This window comes from Dickeya undicola (assembly GCF_000784735.1).
In the GTDB taxonomy this organism is placed as follows: domain Bacteria; phylum Pseudomonadota; class Gammaproteobacteria; order Enterobacterales; family Enterobacteriaceae; genus Dickeya; species Dickeya undicola.
Genome location: NZ_JSYG01000009.1, coordinates 87,654 through 110,544, shown reverse-complemented (window position 1 = coordinate 110,544; position 22,891 = coordinate 87,654). Strand labels below are relative to the sequence as shown.

Annotated in this window: 20 protein-coding genes and 1 tRNA gene; 11 read left to right on the top strand and 10 right to left on the bottom strand. The window is 51.9% G+C overall.

From position 1 onward, the window contains the following. Positions 1 to 129: 129 nt before the first annotated feature. From OB87_RS04940 to yejF, 4 genes are read left to right on the top strand one after another with little or no spacing between them, the layout of a single operon-like run. Entirely contained in the window at positions 130 to 1,941 is a 1,812-nt protein-coding gene (locus OB87_RS04940) for an extracellular solute-binding protein (RefSeq protein WP_033568325.1), read from the top strand. A gap of 9 nt (positions 1,942 to 1,950) precedes the next feature. After that, on the top strand, positions 1,951 to 3,045 hold the full coding sequence (locus OB87_RS04935) for a microcin C ABC transporter permease YejB (protein ID WP_033568324.1): 1,095 nt from the start codon (positions 1,951 to 1,953) through the stop codon (positions 3,043 to 3,045). Next, complete coding sequence (locus tag OB87_RS04930) at positions 3,045 to 4,070, top strand: ABC transporter permease (protein ID WP_033568323.1); 1,026 nt, start codon at positions 3,045 to 3,047, stop codon at positions 4,068 to 4,070. The genes OB87_RS04935 and OB87_RS04930 overlap by 1 nt, the downstream gene beginning before the upstream one ends. A gap of 1 nt (position 4,071) precedes the next feature. Beyond that, on the top strand, positions 4,072 to 5,664 hold the full coding sequence (yejF, locus tag OB87_RS04925; RefSeq protein WP_033568322.1) for a microcin C ABC transporter ATP-binding protein YejF: 1,593 nt from the start codon (positions 4,072 to 4,074) through the stop codon (positions 5,662 to 5,664). 55 nt (positions 5,665 to 5,719) lie between these two features. On the opposite strand, the gene OB87_RS04920 is transcribed toward yejF, so the two are convergent. From OB87_RS04920 to OB87_RS04905, 4 genes are all read right to left on the bottom strand, one after another. After that, entirely contained in the window at positions 5,720 to 6,064 is a 345-nt protein-coding gene (locus OB87_RS04920) for a YejG family protein (RefSeq protein ID WP_033568321.1), read from the bottom strand. A 358-nt stretch (positions 6,065 to 6,422) separates the two neighbouring features. Then, positions 6,423 to 7,604: a Bcr/CflA family multidrug efflux MFS transporter gene (locus tag OB87_RS04915; protein ID WP_033568320.1), complete on the bottom strand. Its 1,182-nt coding sequence runs from the start codon at positions 7,602 to 7,604 to the stop codon at positions 6,423 to 6,425. 99 nt (positions 7,605 to 7,703) lie between these two features. Beyond that, positions 7,704 to 8,402 (bottom strand): 16S rRNA pseudouridine(516) synthase RsuA, encoded by a 699-nt coding sequence (rsuA, locus tag OB87_RS04910; RefSeq protein WP_033568319.1) that lies wholly within the window; start codon positions 8,400 to 8,402, stop codon positions 7,704 to 7,706. Beyond that, a complete protein-coding gene (locus OB87_RS04905; RefSeq protein ID WP_033568318.1) occupies positions 8,402 to 8,632 on the bottom strand; it encodes a hypothetical protein in 231 nt (76 codons plus the stop codon). The genes rsuA and OB87_RS04905 overlap by 1 nt, the downstream gene beginning before the upstream one ends. Positions 8,633 to 8,659: 27 nt before the next feature. On the opposite strand from OB87_RS04905, the gene OB87_RS04900 reads away from it, so the two are divergent. The 3 genes from OB87_RS04900 to rplY all read left to right on the top strand — a co-directional run bounded on the left by OB87_RS04900 (position 8,660) and on the right by rplY (position 11,119). Beyond that, positions 8,660 to 8,899, top strand: coding sequence for a YecH family metal-binding protein (locus OB87_RS04900; RefSeq protein WP_013317604.1), 240 nt, complete (start codon positions 8,660 to 8,662; stop codon positions 8,897 to 8,899). Then, the gene (locus OB87_RS04895; protein WP_033568317.1) at positions 8,899 to 10,674 is read left to right on the top strand and encodes a DEAD/DEAH box helicase; all 1,776 of its coding nucleotides are present in this window, start codon (positions 8,899 to 8,901) and stop codon (positions 10,672 to 10,674) included. The genes OB87_RS04900 and OB87_RS04895 overlap by 1 nt, the downstream gene beginning before the upstream one ends. A gap of 157 nt (positions 10,675 to 10,831) precedes the next feature. Further along, positions 10,832 to 11,119: a 50S ribosomal protein L25 gene (rplY, locus tag OB87_RS04890; RefSeq protein ID WP_033568316.1), complete on the top strand. Its 288-nt coding sequence runs from the start codon at positions 10,832 to 10,834 to the stop codon at positions 11,117 to 11,119. A 194-nt stretch (positions 11,120 to 11,313) separates the two neighbouring features. Here the strand turns inward: rplY and OB87_RS04885 are convergent, their stop codons facing one another. From OB87_RS04885 to yejK, 4 genes are all read right to left on the bottom strand, one after another. Next, complete coding sequence (locus OB87_RS04885; RefSeq protein ID WP_033568315.1) at positions 11,314 to 12,531, bottom strand: L-lactate MFS transporter; 1,218 nt, start codon at positions 12,529 to 12,531, stop codon at positions 11,314 to 11,316. Positions 12,532 to 12,726: 195 nt separating this feature from the next. Beyond that, a complete protein-coding gene (locus tag OB87_RS04880; RefSeq protein ID WP_033568314.1) occupies positions 12,727 to 13,461 on the bottom strand; it encodes a LytR/AlgR family response regulator transcription factor in 735 nt (244 codons plus the stop codon). A 24-nt stretch (positions 13,462 to 13,485) separates the two neighbouring features. Continuing rightward, positions 13,486 to 15,186: a sensor histidine kinase gene (locus OB87_RS04875; RefSeq protein WP_050515640.1), complete on the bottom strand. Its 1,701-nt coding sequence runs from the start codon at positions 15,184 to 15,186 to the stop codon at positions 13,486 to 13,488. Between the two features lie 143 nt (positions 15,187 to 15,329). Continuing rightward, positions 15,330 to 16,340 carry a nucleoid-associated protein YejK gene (yejK, locus tag OB87_RS04870; RefSeq protein ID WP_033568312.1) on the bottom strand — a complete coding sequence of 337 codons (1,011 nt, stop codon included), beginning with the start codon at positions 16,338 to 16,340 and terminating at the stop codon, positions 15,330 to 15,332. A gap of 161 nt (positions 16,341 to 16,501) precedes the next feature. Between yejK and OB87_RS04865 the strand changes: the two genes are divergently transcribed. From OB87_RS04865 to OB87_RS04855, 3 genes are all read left to right on the top strand, one after another. After that, a complete protein-coding gene (locus tag OB87_RS04865; RefSeq protein WP_013317597.1) occupies positions 16,502 to 16,732 on the top strand; it encodes a YejL family protein in 231 nt (76 codons plus the stop codon). A gap of 13 nt (positions 16,733 to 16,745) precedes the next feature. Beyond that, positions 16,746 to 18,518 carry an LPS biosynthesis-modulating metalloenzyme YejM gene (gene yejM / locus OB87_RS04860; RefSeq protein WP_033568311.1) on the top strand — a complete coding sequence of 591 codons (1,773 nt, stop codon included), beginning with the start codon at positions 16,746 to 16,748 and terminating at the stop codon, positions 18,516 to 18,518. A gap of 78 nt (positions 18,519 to 18,596) precedes the next feature. After that, positions 18,597 to 18,673 (top strand) — tRNA-Pro (locus OB87_RS04855). Positions 18,674 to 18,950: 277 nt separating this feature from the next. Here OB87_RS04855 and OB87_RS04850 read toward each other — a convergent pair. Then, positions 18,951 to 20,255, bottom strand: a complete 1,305-nt coding sequence (locus OB87_RS04850) for a site-specific DNA-methyltransferase (RefSeq protein WP_033568310.1) — start codon at positions 20,253 to 20,255, stop codon at positions 18,951 to 18,953. A 66-nt stretch (positions 20,256 to 20,321) separates the two neighbouring features. Between OB87_RS04850 and OB87_RS04845 the strand changes: the two genes are divergently transcribed. Beyond that, positions 20,322 to 21,944, top strand: coding sequence for a hypothetical protein (locus tag OB87_RS04845; RefSeq protein WP_033568309.1), 1,623 nt, complete (start codon positions 20,322 to 20,324; stop codon positions 21,942 to 21,944). Between the two features lie 84 nt (positions 21,945 to 22,028). Here OB87_RS04845 and OB87_RS04840 read toward each other — a convergent pair whose 3' ends face one another. Beyond that, positions 22,029 to 22,679 carry a CPBP family intramembrane glutamic endopeptidase gene (locus tag OB87_RS04840; protein WP_033568308.1) on the bottom strand — a complete coding sequence of 217 codons (651 nt, stop codon included), beginning with the start codon at positions 22,677 to 22,679 and terminating at the stop codon, positions 22,029 to 22,031. Between the last annotated feature and the right edge of the window lie 212 nt (positions 22,680 to 22,891).

The window sequence follows — 22,891 nt, the reverse complement described above, 5'->3', positions numbered from 1 at the left end:
CCTTATTTCATGGTAAAACAGAGCGTCATAGCGTCCGGCATCGTGGTTGCCAGGAATTTCAGGCACTTTCTCCGGTAAACCGGCTTTTCATACGGAGAAACATGAGGTTATCAGGAGTCCACCCTTTCGATGTTTACACGTGCACTTATCGCCGTCTTGCTGTCCACCTGCACCTGGCTGGCCTATGCGGAACCGACCACACAACAGGCTTATGCATTCGCCACACTGGGTGAACCGAAATACCGCCAGGGCTTTACTCATTACGATTACACCAATCCCTCTGCCCCCAAAGGCGGTAAAGCGACACTCAGCGCGCTGGGCACCTTCGATAACTTTAACCGCTTTGCTTTGCGCGGTCTGGCTGCCGCCCGCACCGAAAGTCTGTACGATTCCCTTTACGTCAGTTCAGAAGATGAACCCGCCAGTTATTACCCGTTGATTGCGCTTAACGCACGTTACGCCAGCGATTACAGCTGGATTGAAGTAGAGATGAACCCGGCTGCACGTTTTCACGACGGCTCACCGATTACCGCCGCCGACGTGGCATTCACCTTCAATATGTTCATGACGCAGGGAGTGCCGCAGTTCCGCCTTTATTACAAAGGTGCCGAAGTCAAAGCCATCACCCCACACAGGGTTCGCTTTACTTTCTCCGAGCCAGACAAGGAAAAGATGCTGGGAATGCTGACCTTGCCAGTCATGCCGGAGAAATTCTGGCGCGACCACAAGCTTAGCGACCCACTGAGTACCCCACCGCTGGCCAGTGGCCCCTATCGCATTACCGATTATCGCATGGGTCAATACGTGATTTATTCGCGTGTAACCGACTACTGGGCAGCCGACCTGCCGGTCAACCGCGGCCGCTACAACTTTGATCAACTGCGTTACGACTACTATCTGGACGACAGTGTGGCGCTGGAAGCGTTCAAGGCCGGTGCGTTTGATCTGCGTATCGAAGGCTCACCCAAGCACTGGGCGACCCAGTACGACGGCGGTAATTTTGCTCGTGGCTACATTCGCAAGAAAGATGAAACCAATCGGGCGGCGCAAGATACTCGCTGGCTGGTGTTTAATATCCAGCGACCGCAGTTTAGCGACCGTCGGGTGCGTCAGGCACTGGCGATGGCCTTTGACTTCAACTGGATGAACAAAGCGCTGTTTTTTAATAGCTACCAGCGCCCCACCAGCTTTTTCCAGAACACCGAGTACGCGGCACAGGGTACGCCATCGGCACAAGAACTGGCCTGGCTGACACCGCTGAAAGACAAGATCCCCGCCGACGTGTTTGGTCCGGCGTATCGTCCGCGTGAGTCTGATGGCAGCGGTTATGACCGCACCGGTCTGCTTAATGCACTGCACCTGCTGGAACAAGCCGGTTGGGAACTAAAGAATCAGGTACTGGTGAATAAGCAAACCGGTCAGCCTTTCCGTTTCGAGCTGCTGCTGCCGAGCGCGGCCAACTCCATCTATGTGTTGCCGTTCCAGCATAATTTGGCTCGGCTCGGTATTCGTATGGAAGTACGCAGCGTCGATAGCCCACAGTTCAACAACCGGTTTCGCAAGCGCGATTTCGACATGATCCCAAAACTGTACCCGGCGATGCCCTACCCTAGCTCAGACCTCGCTATCAGTTGGAGTTCCGGATATATCAACTCCTCCTATAACTCACCAGGTGTACAAGACGCCGCCATCGACCAGTTGATTGACAACATTATTCGCCATCAGGGCGATAAACCGGCGTTATTGTCACTGGGACCGGCGCTGGACAGAGTGCTGACCTGGAACCAGTTCGCGATACCGATGTGGTACTCCAATCACGACCGTTTCGCCTACTGGAACAAATTTGCCATGCCTGCAACCCGCCCCGCCTATACGCTGGGTATCGACAGCTGGTGGTATGACGCGGATAACGCGGCCACCCTGCCGGCAGCGCGTCGATAAGGAGCCGATGTGGGAACTTACCTGTTGCGTCGATTATTGCTGGTGATCCCCACGTTGTGGGCCATCATCACCATCAATTTTTTTATTGTTCAGGTCGCGCCGGGCGGCCCGGTCGATCAGGCCATCGCCTCGATTGAAATGGGTCAGGGCAGCGGTTTCAGCGCCGGTGGCGATGGCAGTGGTGGGCTGGTACGCGGGCCAGGCGGCGGCAAGCCATCAGTGGAAAACACCTATCGCGGTGCCCGCGGGCTGGACCCGGAAATCATCGCGGAAATCACCAAACGTTACGGCTTTGATAAACCGCTGCACGAGCGCTACTTCAAATTGATCTGGGACTATGTGCGGTTTGATTTTGGCAACAGCCTGTTTCGTGGCTCGTCGGTCATTGCCCTGATTAAAGAGAGTATGCCGGTGTCGATATCCCTCGGGCTATGGAGCACGCTGATCATTTATCTGGTTTCTATTCCACTCGGTATCAAAAAGGCGGTGCGCAACGGCACGGCTTTTGATGTCTGGAGCAGCACGCTGATTATTGTTGGTTACGCGATTCCGGCGTTCCTGTTCGCGATTTTGCTGATCGTACTGTTTGCCGGTGGCAGTTATCTCGACTGGTTCCCGCTGCGCGGGCTGGTATCGCCCCAGTTTGATAGCCTGAGCCTCGCGGGCAAAGTGACGGACTATCTATTGCACATTGCGCTGCCGGTGCTGGCGATGGTAATTGGCGGCTTCGCCACACTAACCATGCTGACCAAGAACTCGTTTCTGGATGAAATTCGTAAGCAGTACGTGGTTACCGCTCGTGCTAAAGGGCTGGATGAAAAACGGATTCTCTATCGCCATGTCTTTCGCAACGCCATGCTGTTGGTGATCGCCGGTTTCCCCGCCACGTTCATCAGCATGTTTTTTACCGGCTCACTACTGATTGAGGTGATGTTCTCCCTCAACGGTCTTGGGCTGCTGGGATACGACGCCACCTTGCAGCGTGATTACCCAGTGATGTTCGGCACGTTGTACATTTTTACCCTCATCGGCCTGTTGCTGAACATTCTCAGCGACATGACCTATACGCTGGTTGACCCGCGTATCGATTTCGAGGAGCGCTAATGACCCACCTCAGCCCCATTAATCAGGCACGTTGGGCGCGTTTTCGCGCTAATCGTCGCGGCTACTGGTCACTGTGGATTTTTCTGGTGCTCTTTGTTGTTACCCTGTGTTCGGAGCTGGTCGCCAACGACAAGCCACTGCTGGTGCACTATCAAGGGCAGTGGTACGCGCCGTTTATGGTGGATTACAGTGAAACCACCTTCGGCGGCCCGTTGGCAACGCCGGCGGATTACCGCGATCCCTGGCTGGAGCAACGGCTGGAGCAAGGCGGCTGGATAGTGTGGCCGTTGATCCACTACCGCTACGATACCATCAACTACGCGACCCAAAGCGCATTTCCATCGCCGCCATCGCGCCAGAATCTGCTCGGCACCGACAGTCAGGGCCGCGATGTACTGGCACAGGTGCTGTATGGCTTTCGCATTTCCATTCTATTCGGGCTGGCGCTGACACTGCTATCCAGCCTGATCGGCATCGTGGTAGGAGCCTCTCAGGGGTATTACGGCGGGCGCATAGACCTGTGGGGACAGCGCTTTATCGAAGTCTGGTCCGGTATGCCAACGCTATTTTTGATCATCCTGCTCTCCAGCGTGATTCAGCCGAATTTCTGGTGGCTGTTGGGCATTACCGTGCTGTTTGGCTGGATGACATTGGTTGGTGTGGTGCGGGCAGAATTCCTGCGTACCCGCAATTTTGACTATATCCGTGCGGCACAGGCAATGGGCGTCAGCGATCGCGCCATTATGTTTCGCTGCATGTTGCCCAACGCAATGGTCGCCACCCTCACCTATCTACCGTTTATTCTCTGTGGCTCTATTACTACCCTGACCTCGCTCGACTTTTTGGGTTTTGGTCTGCCGATGGGCTCCGCTTCACTTGGTGGGCTGTTGCTGGAAGGAAAAAACAACCTGCAAGCACCGTGGCTGGGTATCACGGTCTTCATCGTACTGGCAGTAGTGCTGTCACTGCTTATCTTTATCGGCGAAGCGGTTCGCGACGCTTTTGACCCTGGCAAGGCGCATTGATATGTCCGCACAACCTTTACTTGAAATCCGCGATCTGAGCATTGCGTTTCGCAACGGCGGCCAGCAGCGGCAAGTGGTCGACCAGGTTTCGCTGAGTATTGAGGCCGGAGAAACCCTGGCGCTGGTCGGCGAGTCGGGTTCCGGCAAAAGCGTGACCGCGCTGTCGGTGCTGCGCTTGTTGCCTTCACCGCCCGTGGTCTACCCACATGGCGACATCCTGTTTTCCGGCGAATCATTGTTGAACGCCAGCGAGCAACGGCTGCGCCAGATTCGTGGCGACCGCATTGCCATGATCTTTCAGGAACCGATGGTGTCCCTCAACCCGCTGCACACCATCGAAAAGCAATTGGCGGAAGTTCTCTCGCTGCACCGGGGTATGCGCCATGAGGCCGCGCGGGGTGAAATCGTCAGTTGTCTGGAACGTGTCGGCATTCGTCAGGCGGCGCGACGATTGGCGGATTTTCCTCACCAGCTTTCCGGCGGTGAACGCCAGAGAGTGATGATTGCAATGGCACTGCTGACGCAACCCACCCTGCTGATTGCCGATGAGCCGACCACCGCACTGGACGTCACCGTACAGGCGCAAATTCTGGATCTGCTTAACGAACTAAAACAGGAACTGAACATGGGGGTGCTGTTCATCACCCATAACCTGAACATCGTGCGTCGGCTGGCGGACCGGGTAGCGGTGATGCAGGCCGGGCGTTGTGTGGAGCAGAACGACACCCGTGAGCTGTTCAGCGCGCCGCAGCATCCGTATACCCAGCAGTTGCTGGATGCCGAACCGACAGGGGAAGCCTTGCCGCTGGAGCAGACCGCCACAACACTGTTGGAGGTCCGCGAGCTGGGCGTCAGCTTCCCCATCAGGCGAGGTCTGTTGCGCCGTACTGTGGGAGAAAAGTCGGTATTGCAGGCGCTCAGCTTTAGCCTGCGCCGCGGAGAAAGCATTGGTTTGGTGGGCGAATCTGGCTCCGGCAAGAGCACCACCGGGCTGGCGTTGCTACGGTTGCTGCGCAGTCGTGGCGAGATCTGGTTCGACGGTCAGCCGCTGCACCATTTTAACCACAAGCAGATGCTGCCGGTACGTCGTCGCATTCAGGTGGTGTTTCAGGATCCAAATGGTTCGCTGAACCCTCGGTTGAATGTGGAGCAGATCATCGCGGAAGGGCTGCGGGTACATCATCAGTTAAGCCCAGCAGAACAAACGCAGCGGGTGATCCAGGCCATGCAGGAAGTGGGGCTAGACCCGGACAGCCGCCACCGCTATCCGTCAGAGTTTTCCGGCGGCCAGCGCCAACGCATCGCCATCGCCCGCGCGCTGATCCTGCAACCAGAACTGCTGATTCTCGATGAACCGACCTCATCACTTGATCGCACGGTGCAGGCACAAATCCTGACGCTACTAAAAACCCTGCAACAGACCCATCAGTTAGCTTATCTGTTCATCAGCCACGATCTGCACGTGGTGCGTGCATTGTGTCATCAGGTCATTGTGCTGCGGCACGGCGAAGTGGTGGAGCAAGGCGAGTGTCGGCAACTGTTTGAACACCCACAACAGGATTACACCCGGCAGCTACTGCAACTCTCGGCTTGAGCTCGGAACAGCGGGGAAAAGGTGTTACAGCCGCATCGTTAACGATGCGGTTGCTTCAGAAAGGGTATTGCGCACAGACGGATTCGGCAATCGCCACACCGACGTCTTTCAGTCGACACATGGCAGCACTCTCGTCCTGGCGGTGCAGGAACAGGCAGGGTTCGCCCTCCCACTCCACTATTGCGCATTGCAGTTGGATAGCATCCAGTGATTGGTTGAGGTGACGCATAATCTGACGGGCTTCTTCGCCATCATGGCTAAGCAGTTTAAAACCAATCAGATAACTGTCGTCATCCATGCTGCAAAGCGGAATCGGTTCAACTTTGATGCCAGTAAAACCGGATAACCAGCGGTAACTTTGCGGCAAACGATGAACTACCGAAAGTTGAAGAGTATTCACAGCGGTCTTCCTCAGCTAAGCTGCTTTAAAATTCACAAAATTATAACATAAATCGGCAAACTTTTTTGCCACAACGGCTTTTTTATCACCACACGGATACAAAAAAGCAACATATTTTCATGATGAGGCCGCCCCAGAAGCATAGCGCTCAGATTGATAACCGTTCAAAACGTTAACAAGATCACGATTCTGACTGATTTTGCGCTATATGTAACCTTTTATTCTCGATATCTCAATCATTTTCTTCAAATCGTTCACTTTCGATTCAATATTTTCACATTTTAGGAACAACAGGCAGGAATGCTGTCGGTAGATTGCCGACAGCAAAAGCAGGAAAGAGGAGAACGGAAGACGTGTATTAACGCCGTCCCGCATACAAAAACAAGCCGAATGCGCCTGCTGAGCAGAACGCCATTGCGCCCACCATCGGCCATACGCTCTGGAACGTCGCCAGCGACAATAACGTTCCCACCAGCGACCCTAGCCCAAAACGCATGGTGCCAGCCAGCGAAGAGGCCGTTCCGGCCATATGGGGGAAATCGTCAAGAATCACCGCCATCGCGTTGGACGCCACCGTAGCGACGCACCCCACGAATGCCGCAACGCCGATCACCAGCGGGATAAACCCTAAATCGAAGCTACTGACCACAACCAGCCATATTCCCATCACAAACTGGATAATCAGCCCCAGCCGGAACATAAACATCGCGCCCATACGCGACACGATACGGCTGTTGAGCAATGTCATCAGGAACAGGAACACGATGTTCAGGGCAAAATAGTAGCCAAAATGCTGGGGTGACACGCCATTAAGATCGATGTAAACGAATGGCCCGGCGCTCAGAAAAGCAAACATGCCGGAAAACGACAGCCCGCTGGCAAACATATAACTGAAGACACGACGGTGGCGAACCAACTGCAAAAAGTTCCCCAGCGTGGTACGCAAATGGAACCGCTGTCGCCGCTCTACCGGTAACGTTTCACGGATAAATAGCCACACCAGCACGGTCGCCACCAGCGACGCGGCGGCGATAGTCCAAAAGATCGCGTGCCAGCTAAGCCAGAACAGCAATGCACCGCCGATGATCGGTGCCAGCAGTGGCGCTACCGTCATCACCAGAATCACAAACGACATCATGCGTGAGAATTCATCTTTCGAGAACATATCCCGCATCAGCGCGTTGATCACCACGTTGGCCGACGCGGCCGACAAGCCGTGCAGGAAACGCATATGAATCAACTGGTCGACCGTTTGCGACAGCGCACAGGCGGCGGCAGCCAGAGTAAAAATCAGCACCCCGCCCAGAATAACCGGTTTACGGCCGATGCTGTCCGACATCGGGCCGTAAAACACCTGACCAATGGCAAACCCGAGCACATAGGAACTGAGGGTCATCTGTACCCGCCCCGGATCAACCGAAAACTCTTTTGCGATCACCGGCAGCGCCGGTAAATACATATCGATGGCAATGGGCATCAGCATCGATATCAACCCCAGAATAAAAATCAGACCGACGCGCGAGGATGATTGTGGTTGCACGAAAAACGGTTCTCCAGGTAGACGACGGTTTCCCGCCACCTGACGGTGGCGGACAAAAGGGCTTAACAAAGCGCAAATCGACAGCCGACAGTCTTACGACTATTGCCCGATGCTGGCGACCTCTTCCGGCGTCAGCGGCCGATATTCGCCGGGTTCTAAATCATCATCCAGCGCAATAGCGCCGATACGTTCACGATGCAACGCCACGACATGGTTGCCAACCGCGGCAAACATACGTTTTACCTGATGGTAGCGGCCTTCGCTGATGGTCAACCGCACCTGGTGCTCAGAAATTGGCTCCAGCGTCGCCGGGCGGGTCAGGTCCTTCTCGCCGTGTAATTGCACACCCGCCTGAAACTGCTCCGCGGTGTCAGGTGACAGCGGTTGTTCCAGCGTCACCAGATAGGTTTTTTCGCAATGGTGCTTCGGCGAGGTAATGCGGTGCGACCATTGGCCGTCGTCGGTCAGCAGCACCAAACCGCTGGTGTCGATATCCAGTCGACCAGCGGCGTGCAGCTTATGCGCCACCGGTTCATCGATAAAATATAAAATCGTCGGATGGTCAGGGTCGTCGGTTGAACACACATACCCCTGCGGCTTATTCAGCATGAAATAACGCGGCCCGTTCTGCTGTTCAAGCACATTGTCGTCAAACGCCACTTCATGGTCTGGCAGCAGTTTAAACGCACCGTTCTTCACCACCTCACCATTTACCGTTACACGCTGCGCACGCAGTTCACGCGCAACCAGCGAACGGCTGATCCCCAACTGTTGGGAGAGAAATTTATCCAATCGCATTAATGAATATTGCCTATGGTCGTCACGAGTTGCCGGTCAGTCATGGCGCTGACCGCCATCTGATAGGAAAAAGCGTCGGCGTTCACACCGAACATTGATGTAAACCGCCCTTCTTCATCATCTAAAGAAGCATAATAAAAGCAACTTTTATGTTCTTCCCTGCCCTGCTGGTCATCAGGCAGGAAAGAGAGAGTATACCGCGACGTTTCGCCGTATTGGCGGTATTTCATCGCCCGATAATTATCAGGAGCCCTATTATGTCATCGATTCACGGTCATGAAGTATTACATATGATGGTAGCCGCCAACAGATCCTTTACCACTGATGAACTGATTGCCGCTATTGAGGCGCGTTTTGGCCGCGATGCCCGTTTTCATACCTGCTCCGCCGCCGACATGACCGCCGCTGGACTGGTGCAATTTCTGGCTGACAAAGGCAAATTCATTCCGCAAGATAACGGCTTTACCACTCATGAAAGCAAAATCTGCCGCCACTGATGTCATTTACACTGCGCCCGTACCAGCAAGAAGCGGTTGACGCCACCCTTGCCTATTTTCGTCAACATACCGCCCCGGCGGTCATCGTTTTACCCACCGGTGCAGGCAAAAGTCTGGTGATCGCCGAGCTGGCGCGGTTGGCGCGTGGCCGGGTATTGGTGCTGGCACACGTTAAAGAGCTGGTGGAGCAGAATCACGCCAAGTACTGTGCGCTGGGGTTACAGGCAGACATTTTCGCCGCCGGGCTCAACCAGCGCGACAGCGACGGTAAGGTGGTGTTTGGCAGCGTGCAATCGGTGGCACGCCACCCAGACAAATTTGATGACGCCTTCTCGCTGCTGATCGTCGATGAATGTCACCGGATTAGCGACGATGAAAACAGCCAGTACCAGCAAATCCTCCAGCATTTGCAGCAGGCCAATCCCCAGTTGCGGTTGCTGGGATTGACCGCCACTCCTTATCGCCTCGGCCGGGGCTGGATCTATCAGTACCACTATCACGGCATGATCCGCGGCGACGACAGCTGCCTGTTTCGTGATTGTATCTACGAACTGCCACTGCGCTACATGATCCGGCACGGTTTTCTGGTGCCGCCAGAGCGGCTGGACATGCCGGTGGTGCAGTACGATTTCAGCCAACTGGCGGCGCGTAGTAATGGGCTGTTCAATAACGGATCGTTCAGCGATGTGGAGCTGAACCGGGAGTTGAAGCGTCAGCAACGGGTCACACCGCTCATCGTCCGCCAGATTACGGAATACGCCACTAACCGGCGGGGTGTGATGATTTTCGCCGCCACGGTTGAACACGCACGGGAAGTCGAGGGGCTGCTACCGGTCGGTGAAGCGGCGCTGATCAGCGGCGAAACGCCCGCACCGCAGCGGGATGCGCTGATCGCCGCCTTCAAGCAGCAACAATTGCGCTATCTGGTCAATGTGTCGGTGCTGACTACCGGCTTTGATGCACCGCACGTCGATGTGATCGCTATTTTGCGCCCGACGGAATCCGTCAGCCTCTATCAGCAGATAGTCGGCCGTGGTTTGCGCCTGTTTCCCGGCAAAACCGACTGCCTGATTCTGGACTACGCAGGCAACCCGTTCGATCTCTACACGCCCGAAGTCGGCCACAGCAAGCCACACAGCGACAGCCAGCCGGTGCAGGTGTTCTGCCCACAGTGCGGCTTCGCCAACCTGTTCTTTGGAAAATGCACCGATGACGGCACCGTGATTGAGCATTATGGCCGCCGTTGTCAGGGCTGGCAGGCGGACGAACAAGGGCGGAGGCAACAATGCGATTACCGCTTCCGTTTCAAAAGCTGCCCGCATTGCGGAGCGGAAAACGATATCGCCGCCAGGCGCTGCCAGCAGTGCCAGGAAGTCCTGGTTGACCCAGACGACATGCTGAAAGCCGCACTAAAACTGAAAGACGCCTTGGTGCTGCGTTGCAGCGGCATGAGCTTGCAACACGGCACCGACGCCAAAGGCGAGTGGTTGCGCATCACCTACCACGATGAAGACGGGGCCGACGTCAGCGAGCGTTTCCGGTTGCATACCACCGCACAGCGCAACGCCTTTACGCATGTTTTTCTTCGAGCGCACCAGCGCGCCCCCGGCGTTCCCTTCCATTGGCAGCGTGCTGAGGATGTCGTCGCACAGCAGGCTCTGCTGCGCGCACCGGATTTTGTGGTAGCCCGTATGCAGGGCAAATTTTGGCAGGTGCGGGAAAAAATCTTCGATTATCAGGGCCGCTACCGCCGTGCCCATGAGCTACGTGGCTAATTGGCGGCGGTTTTATTTGCCCGCGCCGCCATATTCCGCTAGAATCTCGCCCGCTTTTATTTCGAATAACGGCATCGTTATTTGCATGACAAGCATGGTTATCCTGCCTGTTGCTGGGTCGCCTGTAACAGGGTCATTTTATCAAGTAGAGAAAGCAATGATTACTATCAACGCAGAAGTACGTAAAGAGCAGGGTAAGGGTGCGAGCCGCCGCCTGCGCACTACCGGTAAATTCCCCGCCATCGTTTACGGCGGCAGCGAAGCACCGGTTTCCATCGAACTGGACCACGATATCGTTAAAAACCTGGAAGATCGTAACAGCGAAAGCCTGTACGGTGAAATCGTCCTGGTTGTCGATGGCAAAGAAACCAAAGTAAAAATTCAGGCTGTTCAGCGTCACCCGTTCAAGCCGAAACTGACTCACATCGACTTCGTTCGCGTTTAATCACGCATAACGTCTTCGACGAGCCAGCAAAAACGCCGCACTTGTTGCGGCGTTTTTGTTTTTCTCTCTTCTTCACTGTCCGGTCATTTCATCCAGTCGCTGTCTTGCTATCTCTCCCGCCAAAAACAAAAACGCCACCGCATGATGGCGGTGGCGTTTGGCTACACGACTATTAATGAAGAGTGTGAGGTTTATCAGGCGTGGCTGCCCTGTGCGACCAATGGCGCATCCTGCTCGTGCGGTGCTTTCGGCGGCTGGATGAACAGGGTAATCACCAGCGACACCACCGATAACAGCGCAATGGCGATAAAGGTGCTGTGGAATCCACCCAGCGCGGCGGCGATAAAGGAACCGGCCAACGGGCCCAGACCAAATCCCTGATAAATCAGCCCGTAGTTTTTACTGTGGTGCTTCAGGCCGAAGAAATCCGCCACAATCGCCGGATACACGGTGATATTCCCACCGAAACAGAAGGCCACCGCCCCCGTACACAAGAAGAACGTCATGCCGTTAAGCGGCAGGAACGCCATGACCGTCACCGCCAGCGCGGTCACCAGCAGTGTAAAGTTCAACACCCGCAAGCGGCCCACTTTGTCGGACAGATAGCCGAGAATAAGACGCCCGGCGGTGTTGCAGATAGCAATCGCCGATACCACGCTGGCAGCGGTCACCGCATCCAGCCCGGCCATTTTCACGCCGATATCCTTCGCGATACCAATCAGGTACAACCCACTCATACAAGAGGTGAAGAACACCACAAACAGTAGCCAGGCTTCTTTACGACGCAGCATCTCGCTGACGGTAAAGTTGACGTTGCCGCCATTAACGGCCGTCTGCGTCGGCTGTACCGGTGCGTCTTTCAGTAACATGGCACCGCCGGTGATCATCAGCAACGCCATCGCGCCCCACCAGAAAAAAGTCTGAGACACGCCGACCTGCGCCAGCAGCGCGCTATTGATGTATTTAAACACCAGGCTACCGGTGCCATACGCACCAACCGAAATCCCGGCGATAACGCCCTTGCGATTCGGGAACCATTTAATCAGGTTGGACAAGGTGGTGATGTACGCCGCGCCGTCGGCAAACCCGACTACCACACCCACCAACAGCCACAGCATCGACAACGATGACACCATAGAAGCGGACATCAACGCCGTTCCCAGCACTAAACCGGCAATCAGCGTCAGTTTCCGAATACCGATGAGCTCCTGAATGCGCCCGGCAAACAGTGTAGCGAACGCCAGGAAAAAGCTGGTCAATGAAAAGGTGGTCGCCACCGAACTGAGCGGCCAGTCGAATTTGTCGACCAGCGGTTGGTTGTAAAGACTCCAGGTGTAAATGGTCCCCAACCCCATTTGGGCGAGGATAGTCCCTGCAATAATAACGCCGCGATTTGCCGGTTTGTTGTTCATGCCGGTCCCCTTAATTTCTCTGATGTGAAGATAAAACAGGCCAACGCCTGCCGAATGGCACCAGTATAAAGAGGGGCTAAATCCACGGGGTTAATAAGGGCATGAACGGCATGAATCAGGGAATGAAATGCATCCAGAACGGTATTAATGACAGTAAATCTATCTTCTCATGTCTGACGTCTGACCTCCCCACCACTACAGCCGCATCAGTTGACGAAACTCCCGCACTTTGCTGCGGCTGACCGGCACCTGAAAATCCAAATCGCTCAGTTTGAGGATATAGGTGTTGTTGAACCAGGGTTCGATCTCGCGGATCTTGCTCAGGTTGACACAATACGAACGGTGGCAGCGAAAGAAGTAGGCCTCCGGCAACCGGCTGCAAAACTCGGTGATATTCATCGACATCACGAACTCATCCCGCCGGGTATAGACAAAAGTCAGCTTTTCGTGAGATTCGGCGTAATAGATATCGTGAATATTGGTGACAATAATCCGTTTATCTTTGACCAGATTGATGGTCATCGGTGCCGGGCGGTTATCGCCGCTGACATGGCTGGGTAACTGCTGTTGTTGCCAGGCTGCTTCCAGTTTTTGCAGCATACTGACAATGCGGGTTTCATGATAAGGCTTGAGGATATAGTCGAACGCTTCCAGTTCAAACGCCTCCACCGCATGATTTTTATAGGCGGTGATGAAGACGATCAAAGGTTTATGGGCAAACTGGCTGATGTTTTTCGCCAGCATCACCCCATCCAGTGAGGGGATGTTGATATCAAGGAAGATCACGTCCACCCGGTTATCCTGCAGGTATTTCAGCACGTCGAGGCCATCGTCAAACACCGCATCCACCTCAATCTGGCTGTGCTGTTTGACAAGCCAGCTCAACTCCTGCTGCGCCAGAAATTCATCTTCGACAATGATCGCTTTCACGCTTTTCTCCTACTGACAGGCCGTTCACGAAGGAAACGCGACCATACTGTCTGAACGACCCACGTTGTCCTGAGTGATAAAAAATTCGATTTCCGTACCAGGATGGAGCGAGTGAATCCGCAGCCCCTCGCCATACAGCAGTTTGATACGGTGATGTACATTGAGCAGGCCAATCTTATTACCCGGCAGCTCATTACGCTCGACACGCGCAATCACCTCGTCACTGATGCCGTTACCGGTATCCCGCACCGCCACCCGGATGCGTTCCCCCTGATCCTGAATACTCAACGTCACCACGCCCTTGCCTTTACAAGGCCGAATGCCATGCACAATCGCATTTTCAATCAGCGGCTGAATCAACAGGCTGGGGATATGGCAGTTGACGTCTTCATCAATGTCGTAAATCACAGTTAGCTTGTCGCCAAAACGGGCTTGCTCAATAGCGATGTAATCTTTGACCTGATAAAGTTCGCTTTTTATATCAATCAGTTCCTCATCATTACGTTCCAGATTATAACGCAAATAACGCGATAGATTGATGATCAGCTGACGCGCCGTATCCGGATTCAAGCGGATAGACGTGGAAATCGCATTAAGCGCATTAAACAGGAAATGTGGGTTGATTTTACTTTGTAGCGCCCGCAGTTCGGCACGATTGGCCATATCACGCAGTTGCTCGGCCCGCGAAACTTCAAGCTGGGTGGAAATGATTTGTGACAGCCCGACAGCCATCTCTTTCAGCGACCAGGTGATGCGGTGTGCCCGCCGGTAATAAATCTTGAGCGTGCCCGTCACGTCACCTTTTTCCCGCAATGGAATCACGATCATCGAATGAATTTCCGGGGTGCGATAAGCTTCATCGTTATTCTTGATGATGATCTTCCCGCTTTTTAACGCCAGTTGCGTCGTCGGGCTGAGATCGCGATCGCCGCTGTGGTAATTCTCCTCCCCGACCCCAACGTAGGCCAGCACTTGCGAGGTGTTGGTGATCGCCACCGCGTCGGCATCGATGTCTCGACGGATAATATCGCATACCGAACTCAATGACTGGCTGTTGATATGGCGAAACAGAGGCAACGTTTTGTTGGCGATATCCAGCGCCAGTTTGGCCTGTTGAGCGGCAATCGCCTCCTTTTCCCCTTCCACGCTGCGCACCAGCAGCACAATCAAACCGATGCTGACCGCCCCCAGAATCATCGGAATGGCGATGTGGGCGACGATATCCAGTCCCAGCGAGAACGGCCGCGCCCACAGCACCACCAGCAACATGGTCAGCGATTCACACAACATGCCGCCAGCGATACCCACGCTCCAGTGGCGATCGCGCGGAATACGTCGATGAATCCAGGCAGACATAAACCCCGCCACAATACTGGTGATCAGACAAGGTATCGAGGTAATGCCATGAATATCAATTAGATAACGGTGAACACCAGCGATCACCCCGGTGGTGATCCCCACCCACGGCCCAAACAGGATGCCGCCGGACATCACCGCCACCACCCTTACATTGACCAGCGACCCTTCCACATTGATGCCGGACCAGGTGCTAAACAGCGCGAACAGAGAAAAAATAGCGGTGACCACCGTCAGGTCAAAGCGGGAGTGCTCGTCCTGCTGAAGTAGCTGACGGAAATGACGCGTCCGCGTCAGGAAAAACAGGCAGATAAGCATCAATGCCGCGCGGTCGTACACCGCCAGCAACATGTCAAAGGTCGAACGCACGGGGATCTCACAACACAAGCAGTCGAATGCCCATCATAGAACAGCGGGCACGCCCTGCCAAACCGGTTTACAGGCAGGGATAGCCCCTGCCTGCACGCGCCCCTCACCGCACATCGCGGAGAACGGGCTGAAGAAAAGAGCAATCAGCGATCGCCGCCGCCAAACCGACGCTGTAACTGATCACGCAAATTAGGCGGTGTGCCTTTGATGGTCAGGGTATCGGTAGCCGCATCCCAGAAAATGCGCTCGCCCAGCAGTAACGCGTCAAAATTGATGCTAAGCCCACCACCGCTACCGGCGAATTTGGTCAACTGGCGCAGCGTGCTGCGATCCGCCGGAAAACTCTCTTCCAGCGCATAGCCCTGCTCGGCCGTGAACGCCTGAAACGTCTTGTCGCCCAGCGGCGGCAGCTCTTTCGACAACGCTTCCAGCTCAATCTCTTCGCCTGCCTGCAACTGCTCGTTACAGTAGCTGTACACTTGCTGACGGTATTGCTGACGCTCGTTTTTATCCAATTCGGCATCGGTGCAATAGTCATCCACCGCCTTCAGCAGCCCCTTGTTCTGCGCCTTGGTATCCAGACCTTCCGCTGCGGCCAGAAAATCCATAAAGAAGTCAGATACTTTACGGCCGACGCGGCCTTTGAGGAAGGTCAGGTAGCGGGTCGATTCCGGGCTGGTTTCCCATTCGGTCAGGTCGATGCGCGCCACGATATCCGCATGATGGATATCCAGATAATGGGTGCTGCTGATATCCAGCTGTTCGTTAACCCGCAGGCTATTGCAACTGTTCAGCACCGCAATCAGCAGGTACTCCACCGCCAGATAGCGATACTGACAGAACAGCACCACGCCGCCTTCGGCGAACGGGTACTTGGCCAGTTCATCACGTAACCGGCCGGTGGCAGCGCGGGAGAATGCCAGAAAGTCATCATCACCTTTACGGCAGGAACGCAACGCCGTCGCCAGTTCGCTTTCTTCATTAAACAGGCCATATGCCTTGCTTTTGGCGCTGTAAACGCGATGCAGTTCCGCCATCATATCGCTGACCGCGCCGTTCACGGTCAATAACGAATCACGCAGCACCATCTCCAGTGACTGCTCGTCGCGCTTGATCAACTGGTGCAGGGCAATCTGGTCGATATCCAGACTCATGGTAAACTCTCCTTCTGGTAAGGCGCGTATTCAAGCACCTGACGTTTCGGTATGCAACTCAAAGCATCCCGGTTCTGACGATCATCATTGATAAAAGTGCGGAAAACCACGCCCCTATACGGTAATATATTTGCCTTTCACCACCTGAGATACACGATTTTATGCCACAATCATCCCGTTACAGTGACGAGCAAATTGAACAACTGCTGTCTGATCTGGTTAATGTGCTGGAAAAGCACCACACCCCGACCGATCTCGCACTGATGGTGCTCGGCAACATGGTCACCAATCTGCTCAATACCAGCATCGCTAATCCGAAACAACGCGAAGCACTGGCTGGTTCGTTTGCCGACGCGTTACAGGCGTCTATAAAAACCAACGACATCCACTGATACCGGCCCGTTTATGGTAACCAACCGTCCGCGCTACCGTGAAAAAGTCTCCCAGATGATCAGCTGGGGGCACTGGTTCGCCCTGTTTAACATTTTGCTCGCACTGGGGCTGGGTAGCCGCTATCTGTTTGTTGCCGACTGGCCGTCGTCGCTGGCCGGGCGAGTCTATTCGCTGGTGAGTTGGCTGGGGCATTTCAGCTTTATTGGGTTTTCGGCCTACCTGCTGATCATTTTCCCGCTGACATTTATTGTGATGTCGCAGCGCTTGCTGCGCTTCCTCTCCGCCGCGATCGCCACCACCGGGCAGACATTGCTGATTGTCGATGCCGCGGTGTTCGGCCGCTTCCATTTGCACCTGAACATGACCGTTTGGGAACTGGTCACCAACCCGGACCAAAGCGAGATGGTGCGCGACTGGCAGTTGCTGTTTATCAGCGTGCCGGTGATCTTTATGGTGGAGATGCTGTTCGGCACCTGGTGCTGGCAGAAGTTGCGCAGCCTGGGCCGACGTCGCTTCGCCAGGCCAATGGCAGCGATATTCATTGTCGCGTTTTTCCTGTCTCATCTGATGTACATCTGGGCAGACGCCAACTTCTACCGCCCGATTACCATGCAGCGCGCCAATCTGCCGCTCTCCTACCCGATGACGGCGCGTCGTTTTCTGGAAAAACACGGTCTGCTTAACGCGCAGGAGTATGAACGTCGTCTGACGTTGCAGGGCAATCCCGATGCGGTATCGGTGGAGTACCCGCTCAGCGACATCAGCTTCCGCGACGCCGGTAGCGGCTATAACCTGCTACTGGTGGTGATGGACAGCGTGCCGGACCAGGACACGCCCCATTCCATGCCCAACCTGGCCCGTTTTGCTGAAGAGAACGTGCGCTTCAGCAACCATTTCAGCGCCGGAACCCAGCAGGATGGCGGCCTGTTCAACCTGTTTTATGGCATCTCCACCACCTACATGGATGGCGTGCTGGGCAGCAGCAAACCGTCGGCGTTGATCAATGCGCTGAGTCAGCAGGGCTATCAGTTCGGCCTGTTCTCGGCCAGCGGATTCAGCAGCCCGCTTTACCGTCAGGCACTGTTATCCGACTTTTCACTGCCACCTACACAGCCGCAAAGCGATGAGGCCATTACCACCCAGTGGACCAAATGGCTGGACAACAATACCGATGCACGCTCTCCGTGGTTCTCGTTTATCGAATTCAACCACAGTGAGCTTGGCAGCAACGGTCGCCCGGTTCCGGCCAGCGACCAACAGCGCCGCTATCGTCAGGACACCGCCAGCATTGATGAACAGATCGATCGCATCATCACTACGCTGCGCGAGAAAAACCTGCTCGACAAGACGGTGGTGGTGATTACCGCCGAGCAAAGCAGCGCCGAACGTCTCAAAGACAGCGACCCATCACCGATGAACCGTGAGCATCGTCAGGTGCCGCTGGTCGTGCACTGGCCGGATACCCCGGCACAGACCATCAGCAAAATGACCGACCCGAAAGATGTGATGACCACGCTGATGCAACGTCTGTTGCATGTGAAAACCGCAACCGAGGATTACTCTCAGGGTGAAGACCTGTTCAGCGCCGCACGCCGCACCAACTGGCTGCTCAATGGCGATAACAATGCGCTGACCATCATCACGCCGCAGCAGGTTATTGTGTTGGGACGCAACGGCAACTACCGCTCTTACGACGCCAGTGGTCGGCTACTACCCAATGAAAAACCCCAGTTGGGGCTGCTCTTGCAGGTGCTAACAACCGAACGGCGATTTATTGCCAACTAACTGCCTAAATCTAAAGCAGTCGTTTAGGGCGGCTATTGCAATCGAGTCAGGAAACGGTAGTATAGCGGCCCATAGCATCGGCACGTAGCGCAGCCTGGTAGCGCACCGTCATGGGGTGTCGGGGGTCGGAGGTTCAAATCCTCTCGTGCCGACCAAATACTACTTCCGTAAGTACCGGTTACTGACGGAAACCCCACAGAAACCCGCATCCTCTCTGAGTTTGCGGGTTTTTTGTTGCCTGTTATCTGCCGGGATACCCCGTTTACAGCCGGAAAGTTTGGTTATACGCTTAGTTATACCGCCCATATAACTACAAAAGCGTATAACTACGATGGCCCGTATAACTACCCCTCTGACCAATACCGAGATCAAAGCCGCCAAACCTGCCGAGAAGGAATGGACGGTAAGTAGCGCCCCATATCCTAAGAATACTCATACGTTATAGATCATCTTTTGTACTGAAATAGAAGAAGTTTCAATCACTCGGAAGGTGAATTTATTGTATTCTTCTTGAATTAGATGAAGTCTTTTCTCTGTTATTTCCGATATAGTTTTAAAGCCCATATTCCTAGCTAAATGCTTGATGGGAATTTCACTGTTAGACTCCATTAAGATACATTTCCTTGTTCCCATATCTGCACTATTCAACACTGCGACGGCGTGAGCAGTTGTTCCTGAACCTGCAAAAAAATCAAGAATGAGAGCATCACTGGGCGAACAAACATCAATTATTTTCTTTATATAAGCCAATGGCTTTGGCGTATCGAATACCTTAGCACCAAATAAATTCTTAATTTCATTTGTCCCCCTCTCGGTATAAAAATCTGTCTCGCTCCATAGGGATCTCACTTTTGTTCTCTTCTGCGTAATACCATCACCAGAATAATTTTTAACGTAAATAACACCTTTTTTACTAGCGTAAAGCTGCCATGATCTTTCTCTCGCTGTTTCAGCACTCCATAGCCATCGTCTATCTATACCTTTTGAATCAATTGGATAGGTGATATACCAGCCGATAATGGGATCTACAGACACTTCTCCACTATCAGGATTAAAATAAAGTGGATAATACATATTTGGTCTGTCAGATTTTAAGCTAGCTTCACCTTTTTTCCGGAAAAGACCATCCACTCGATATTGACCAAACTTATCTTGCTTATCATATTTGGTTTCATCAAGCTGACCACGAAGACTCGATTTGTCTGACTTCCCATAAATCAATAAATATTCATGATTAGATGCAAGGTTTCTGTTGCTTCCCTTGCCATTTTTTGATCTACATACGATGATATTTCCGATAAAATTATCTTCTCCAAAAATGCAATCCATAAGAATTTTCAAATATGTGTATTCATAATCATCAATGCTAATGGCGATCAATCCTGATTCTTTGAGTAGTTCTCTAGCAGTGACAAGGCGAGGGAGCATGAATCCCATCCAGGCAGAATGAGAGCCGAAATGACCACTCATATCCGACTTCCTTAAGTCATTGTAAATAAATTTAGATCCTGTATTGTACGGCGGATCTATGTAACACATATCGACCGTCCCGGGACTAAGCAATGCCAGTTCTTTTAAGTAAGGTAAATTGTCGCCGACAAAGAGGGTAGTGTCGGCTTGAGCCCAGTTTTGAGGAACGTTAGATATCTCGCTGTCATCCAACGAAAGCTGATGCTGAGACTCTAGTCCGAGAGCGTCAGCTAACCTACTAATTTTTAAATCTATTATTGATATCATGTCAAACCCTCTTTATACAGGTTATTATAACAACGTTTGCATTTGATTTTAACAAAAGGATGAATAATGCGACTTCGCACAGAAAATCTCGAAATTTCGGAGCAACTAGCAGAGTTTGACCAATGGCTCACCGCGAAACTCGACAGAATAAAAGATAGTGATAAATTCAACTCTGAAATAAAATCACTTTGTGAGTGCATTCAGTCTATTTCCCATTATCTTGATAACTTTTCTAACTATCAAATTTGCACCATAGATAATTTGTGCGATGCAGTTATAAACACCAGCAATACACTTGTTGCTGGAGAGTTTTTTATTCAAGATGAACAGCGAGTTGCTGAATTTTACAATTCATTTTTTAATTTATTATTTTTGACCACAGGTGCTACAGACAATAATCTTAAAAATCATTTTTTGATTAAACTGAAAAAAAATGACGTAATGCCGCTCATCCCCAAAAGAGGGACAAACAAAAAAACAATTAAATTTCAGCTTAATAACATCCCAGCAATAACAAAGTCTGATTTCGTTGCAAAATCTTTAGCTTCATGCCTTGTAGGCTCGCATGATAAATATCTTCACATGATAAAAACAGAGCCTTTCTTTGATCTGGATGTTTATCTTAGGGTGCTATTAAAAGAATATTCTAGCCTTATTCTAGAAGATAATGAGGATATATTACAATTCTGGGCAATTTGTCGCTCATACATGGATTTAGACAAGCTGTCTACTGAATTTCCTTTAGGTAAACTCCTACTAAACTCTTGTACTATATTTAAAATTCGCGGTAGCGTCTCTGCCTCTGGTGGACATGTAACAGAAGATATCCTTCGAGAAAAACTCATCAATATGGGGTTGCGCCCTAATTCTGACTTCAATCCTAATGATGTGACCATTGGAGAAGAGGAAATAGTTGAAGATGGGAAAAGAAAAAAGAAGACGCGGGCATATGACTTTATCATCCCTTATAAAATAGATGGCTGGGAACCAAAACCCAAGCTATTTATTCAATCTCAGTTTTATGCTGGAGATTCCGGAAGTATATCTCATAAAGTAGTAGATCAAACAAAAAGCTCAAGGGAGTTTACTATCAAAAAATATCCATCTGCAAGGTTTGTAGAATACCTTGATGGTGCTGGATATTATGCTTCACTGCGCGGTGATTTATCTCACATGCTGTCTTTTGATAATACAACATCTTTCTTTCAAGTAAAAAGTATCTTGATAAGATTAAGGCGAGAGCTACAAAAAATAGATTTTCTAACACCTATAGAATTTGAGCATTCTATCTTAACCAGCGACAGTAGATTAAAAAACGTTGTTTTTAATACACTGAAAACTGATGGCTATGCTATTCAAGAAATCAATCGCATTGCATCTATATGCATAGAGCTCGGCTATGTAATCGAGAATGGAGATAAATTAGAAATAGCCCCTAGCAGAATAAACATTGCAAGACGCCTTTTGATTTTAGATGTTGCCGCAAATAATTCATATAAAATTACGGACATTCAAAGGGATAGTTTTAAATATCTTCTACTCCCCGGTTATGGGGTTAACCAAGCAATTCTTGAGTCTGAACTAACCCATCTCGCGTGCTCTATCTGCAAACAATTTTCAATTACAGCCCCTATTTTTTCTGATGATATAGAATGGCTTTTAGATGAGGGTGTTTTCAAACGTCGGTAGCTCCAGACTCTAACTATGGGTTTATTAAAATAAGGCGTATACCGGAAGCTCTCTAAACGTGAATGGTATAGTTTATTAGTATGTCTATATATTGACATACCAGAACAACAAAACGATTGAATTGTTCAGTATATGTGTCAACACTGGCATCAACAGCCCTTTGCTGACCAAACGCGCGTAACACAGCAGCAAGGATATCGTTATTAACTCAGCCAGCGTTACAGTGGATGTGTATTGTGTATTAGCACCCGCAAATAACAAAGAAACCAGAATACAACAAGCCAGCCTATTATTAGGCAACCAGGTAAGAAGCCCTTGCAGCAAAAAACCGCGGAAAACTATCTCTTCAACGATCGGACTGAAAAGGAGCATCGCCAATACAACACTCAGCTCCCCTTGTTTTGAAAAATCAGTCACCTGCTGCATCCAACGCTCTTCTTTTGACATCATTAGACTTGTCAGCATCAAGATGAGCAGCAGAACAAAAGTGAGTTTAAGCATCAGGCGACAGGAAAAAAGCCCGAGAGGGAGTAATCCATACCGTTTTGTGTACCTAAGCCAGAATGGCACAATGACAATAAAGGCCATTAATGTAAAAAAAACTAATGAATAGGCTGGATTAATCGATATGCCGCGATATAGCCAGCCCCCTGTAAAGATTGAAATACCGTACCAGAGTACGGGTAACCCGAAACACCAAAGAGATTGTTCCAAACGGTCCGAATGATGTGGCATATCTTCCCTGAGTGAATGTAGTTGTTGTCTATACCAAAAATAATCAAGTTGCGAGCCAACACGCTGGCGCGTTGGCCTTTAGGGCAAAGCTCATTATAAGTCTTGTAACGCGGCAACAGAGTAAATCTACAGAAGATTACATCAGTAAGTAACTGGTGTGAAAGAAAATTGGCTTACGCAGATTTAAACGCTGCTGGCAGCGGCTCTGAAGG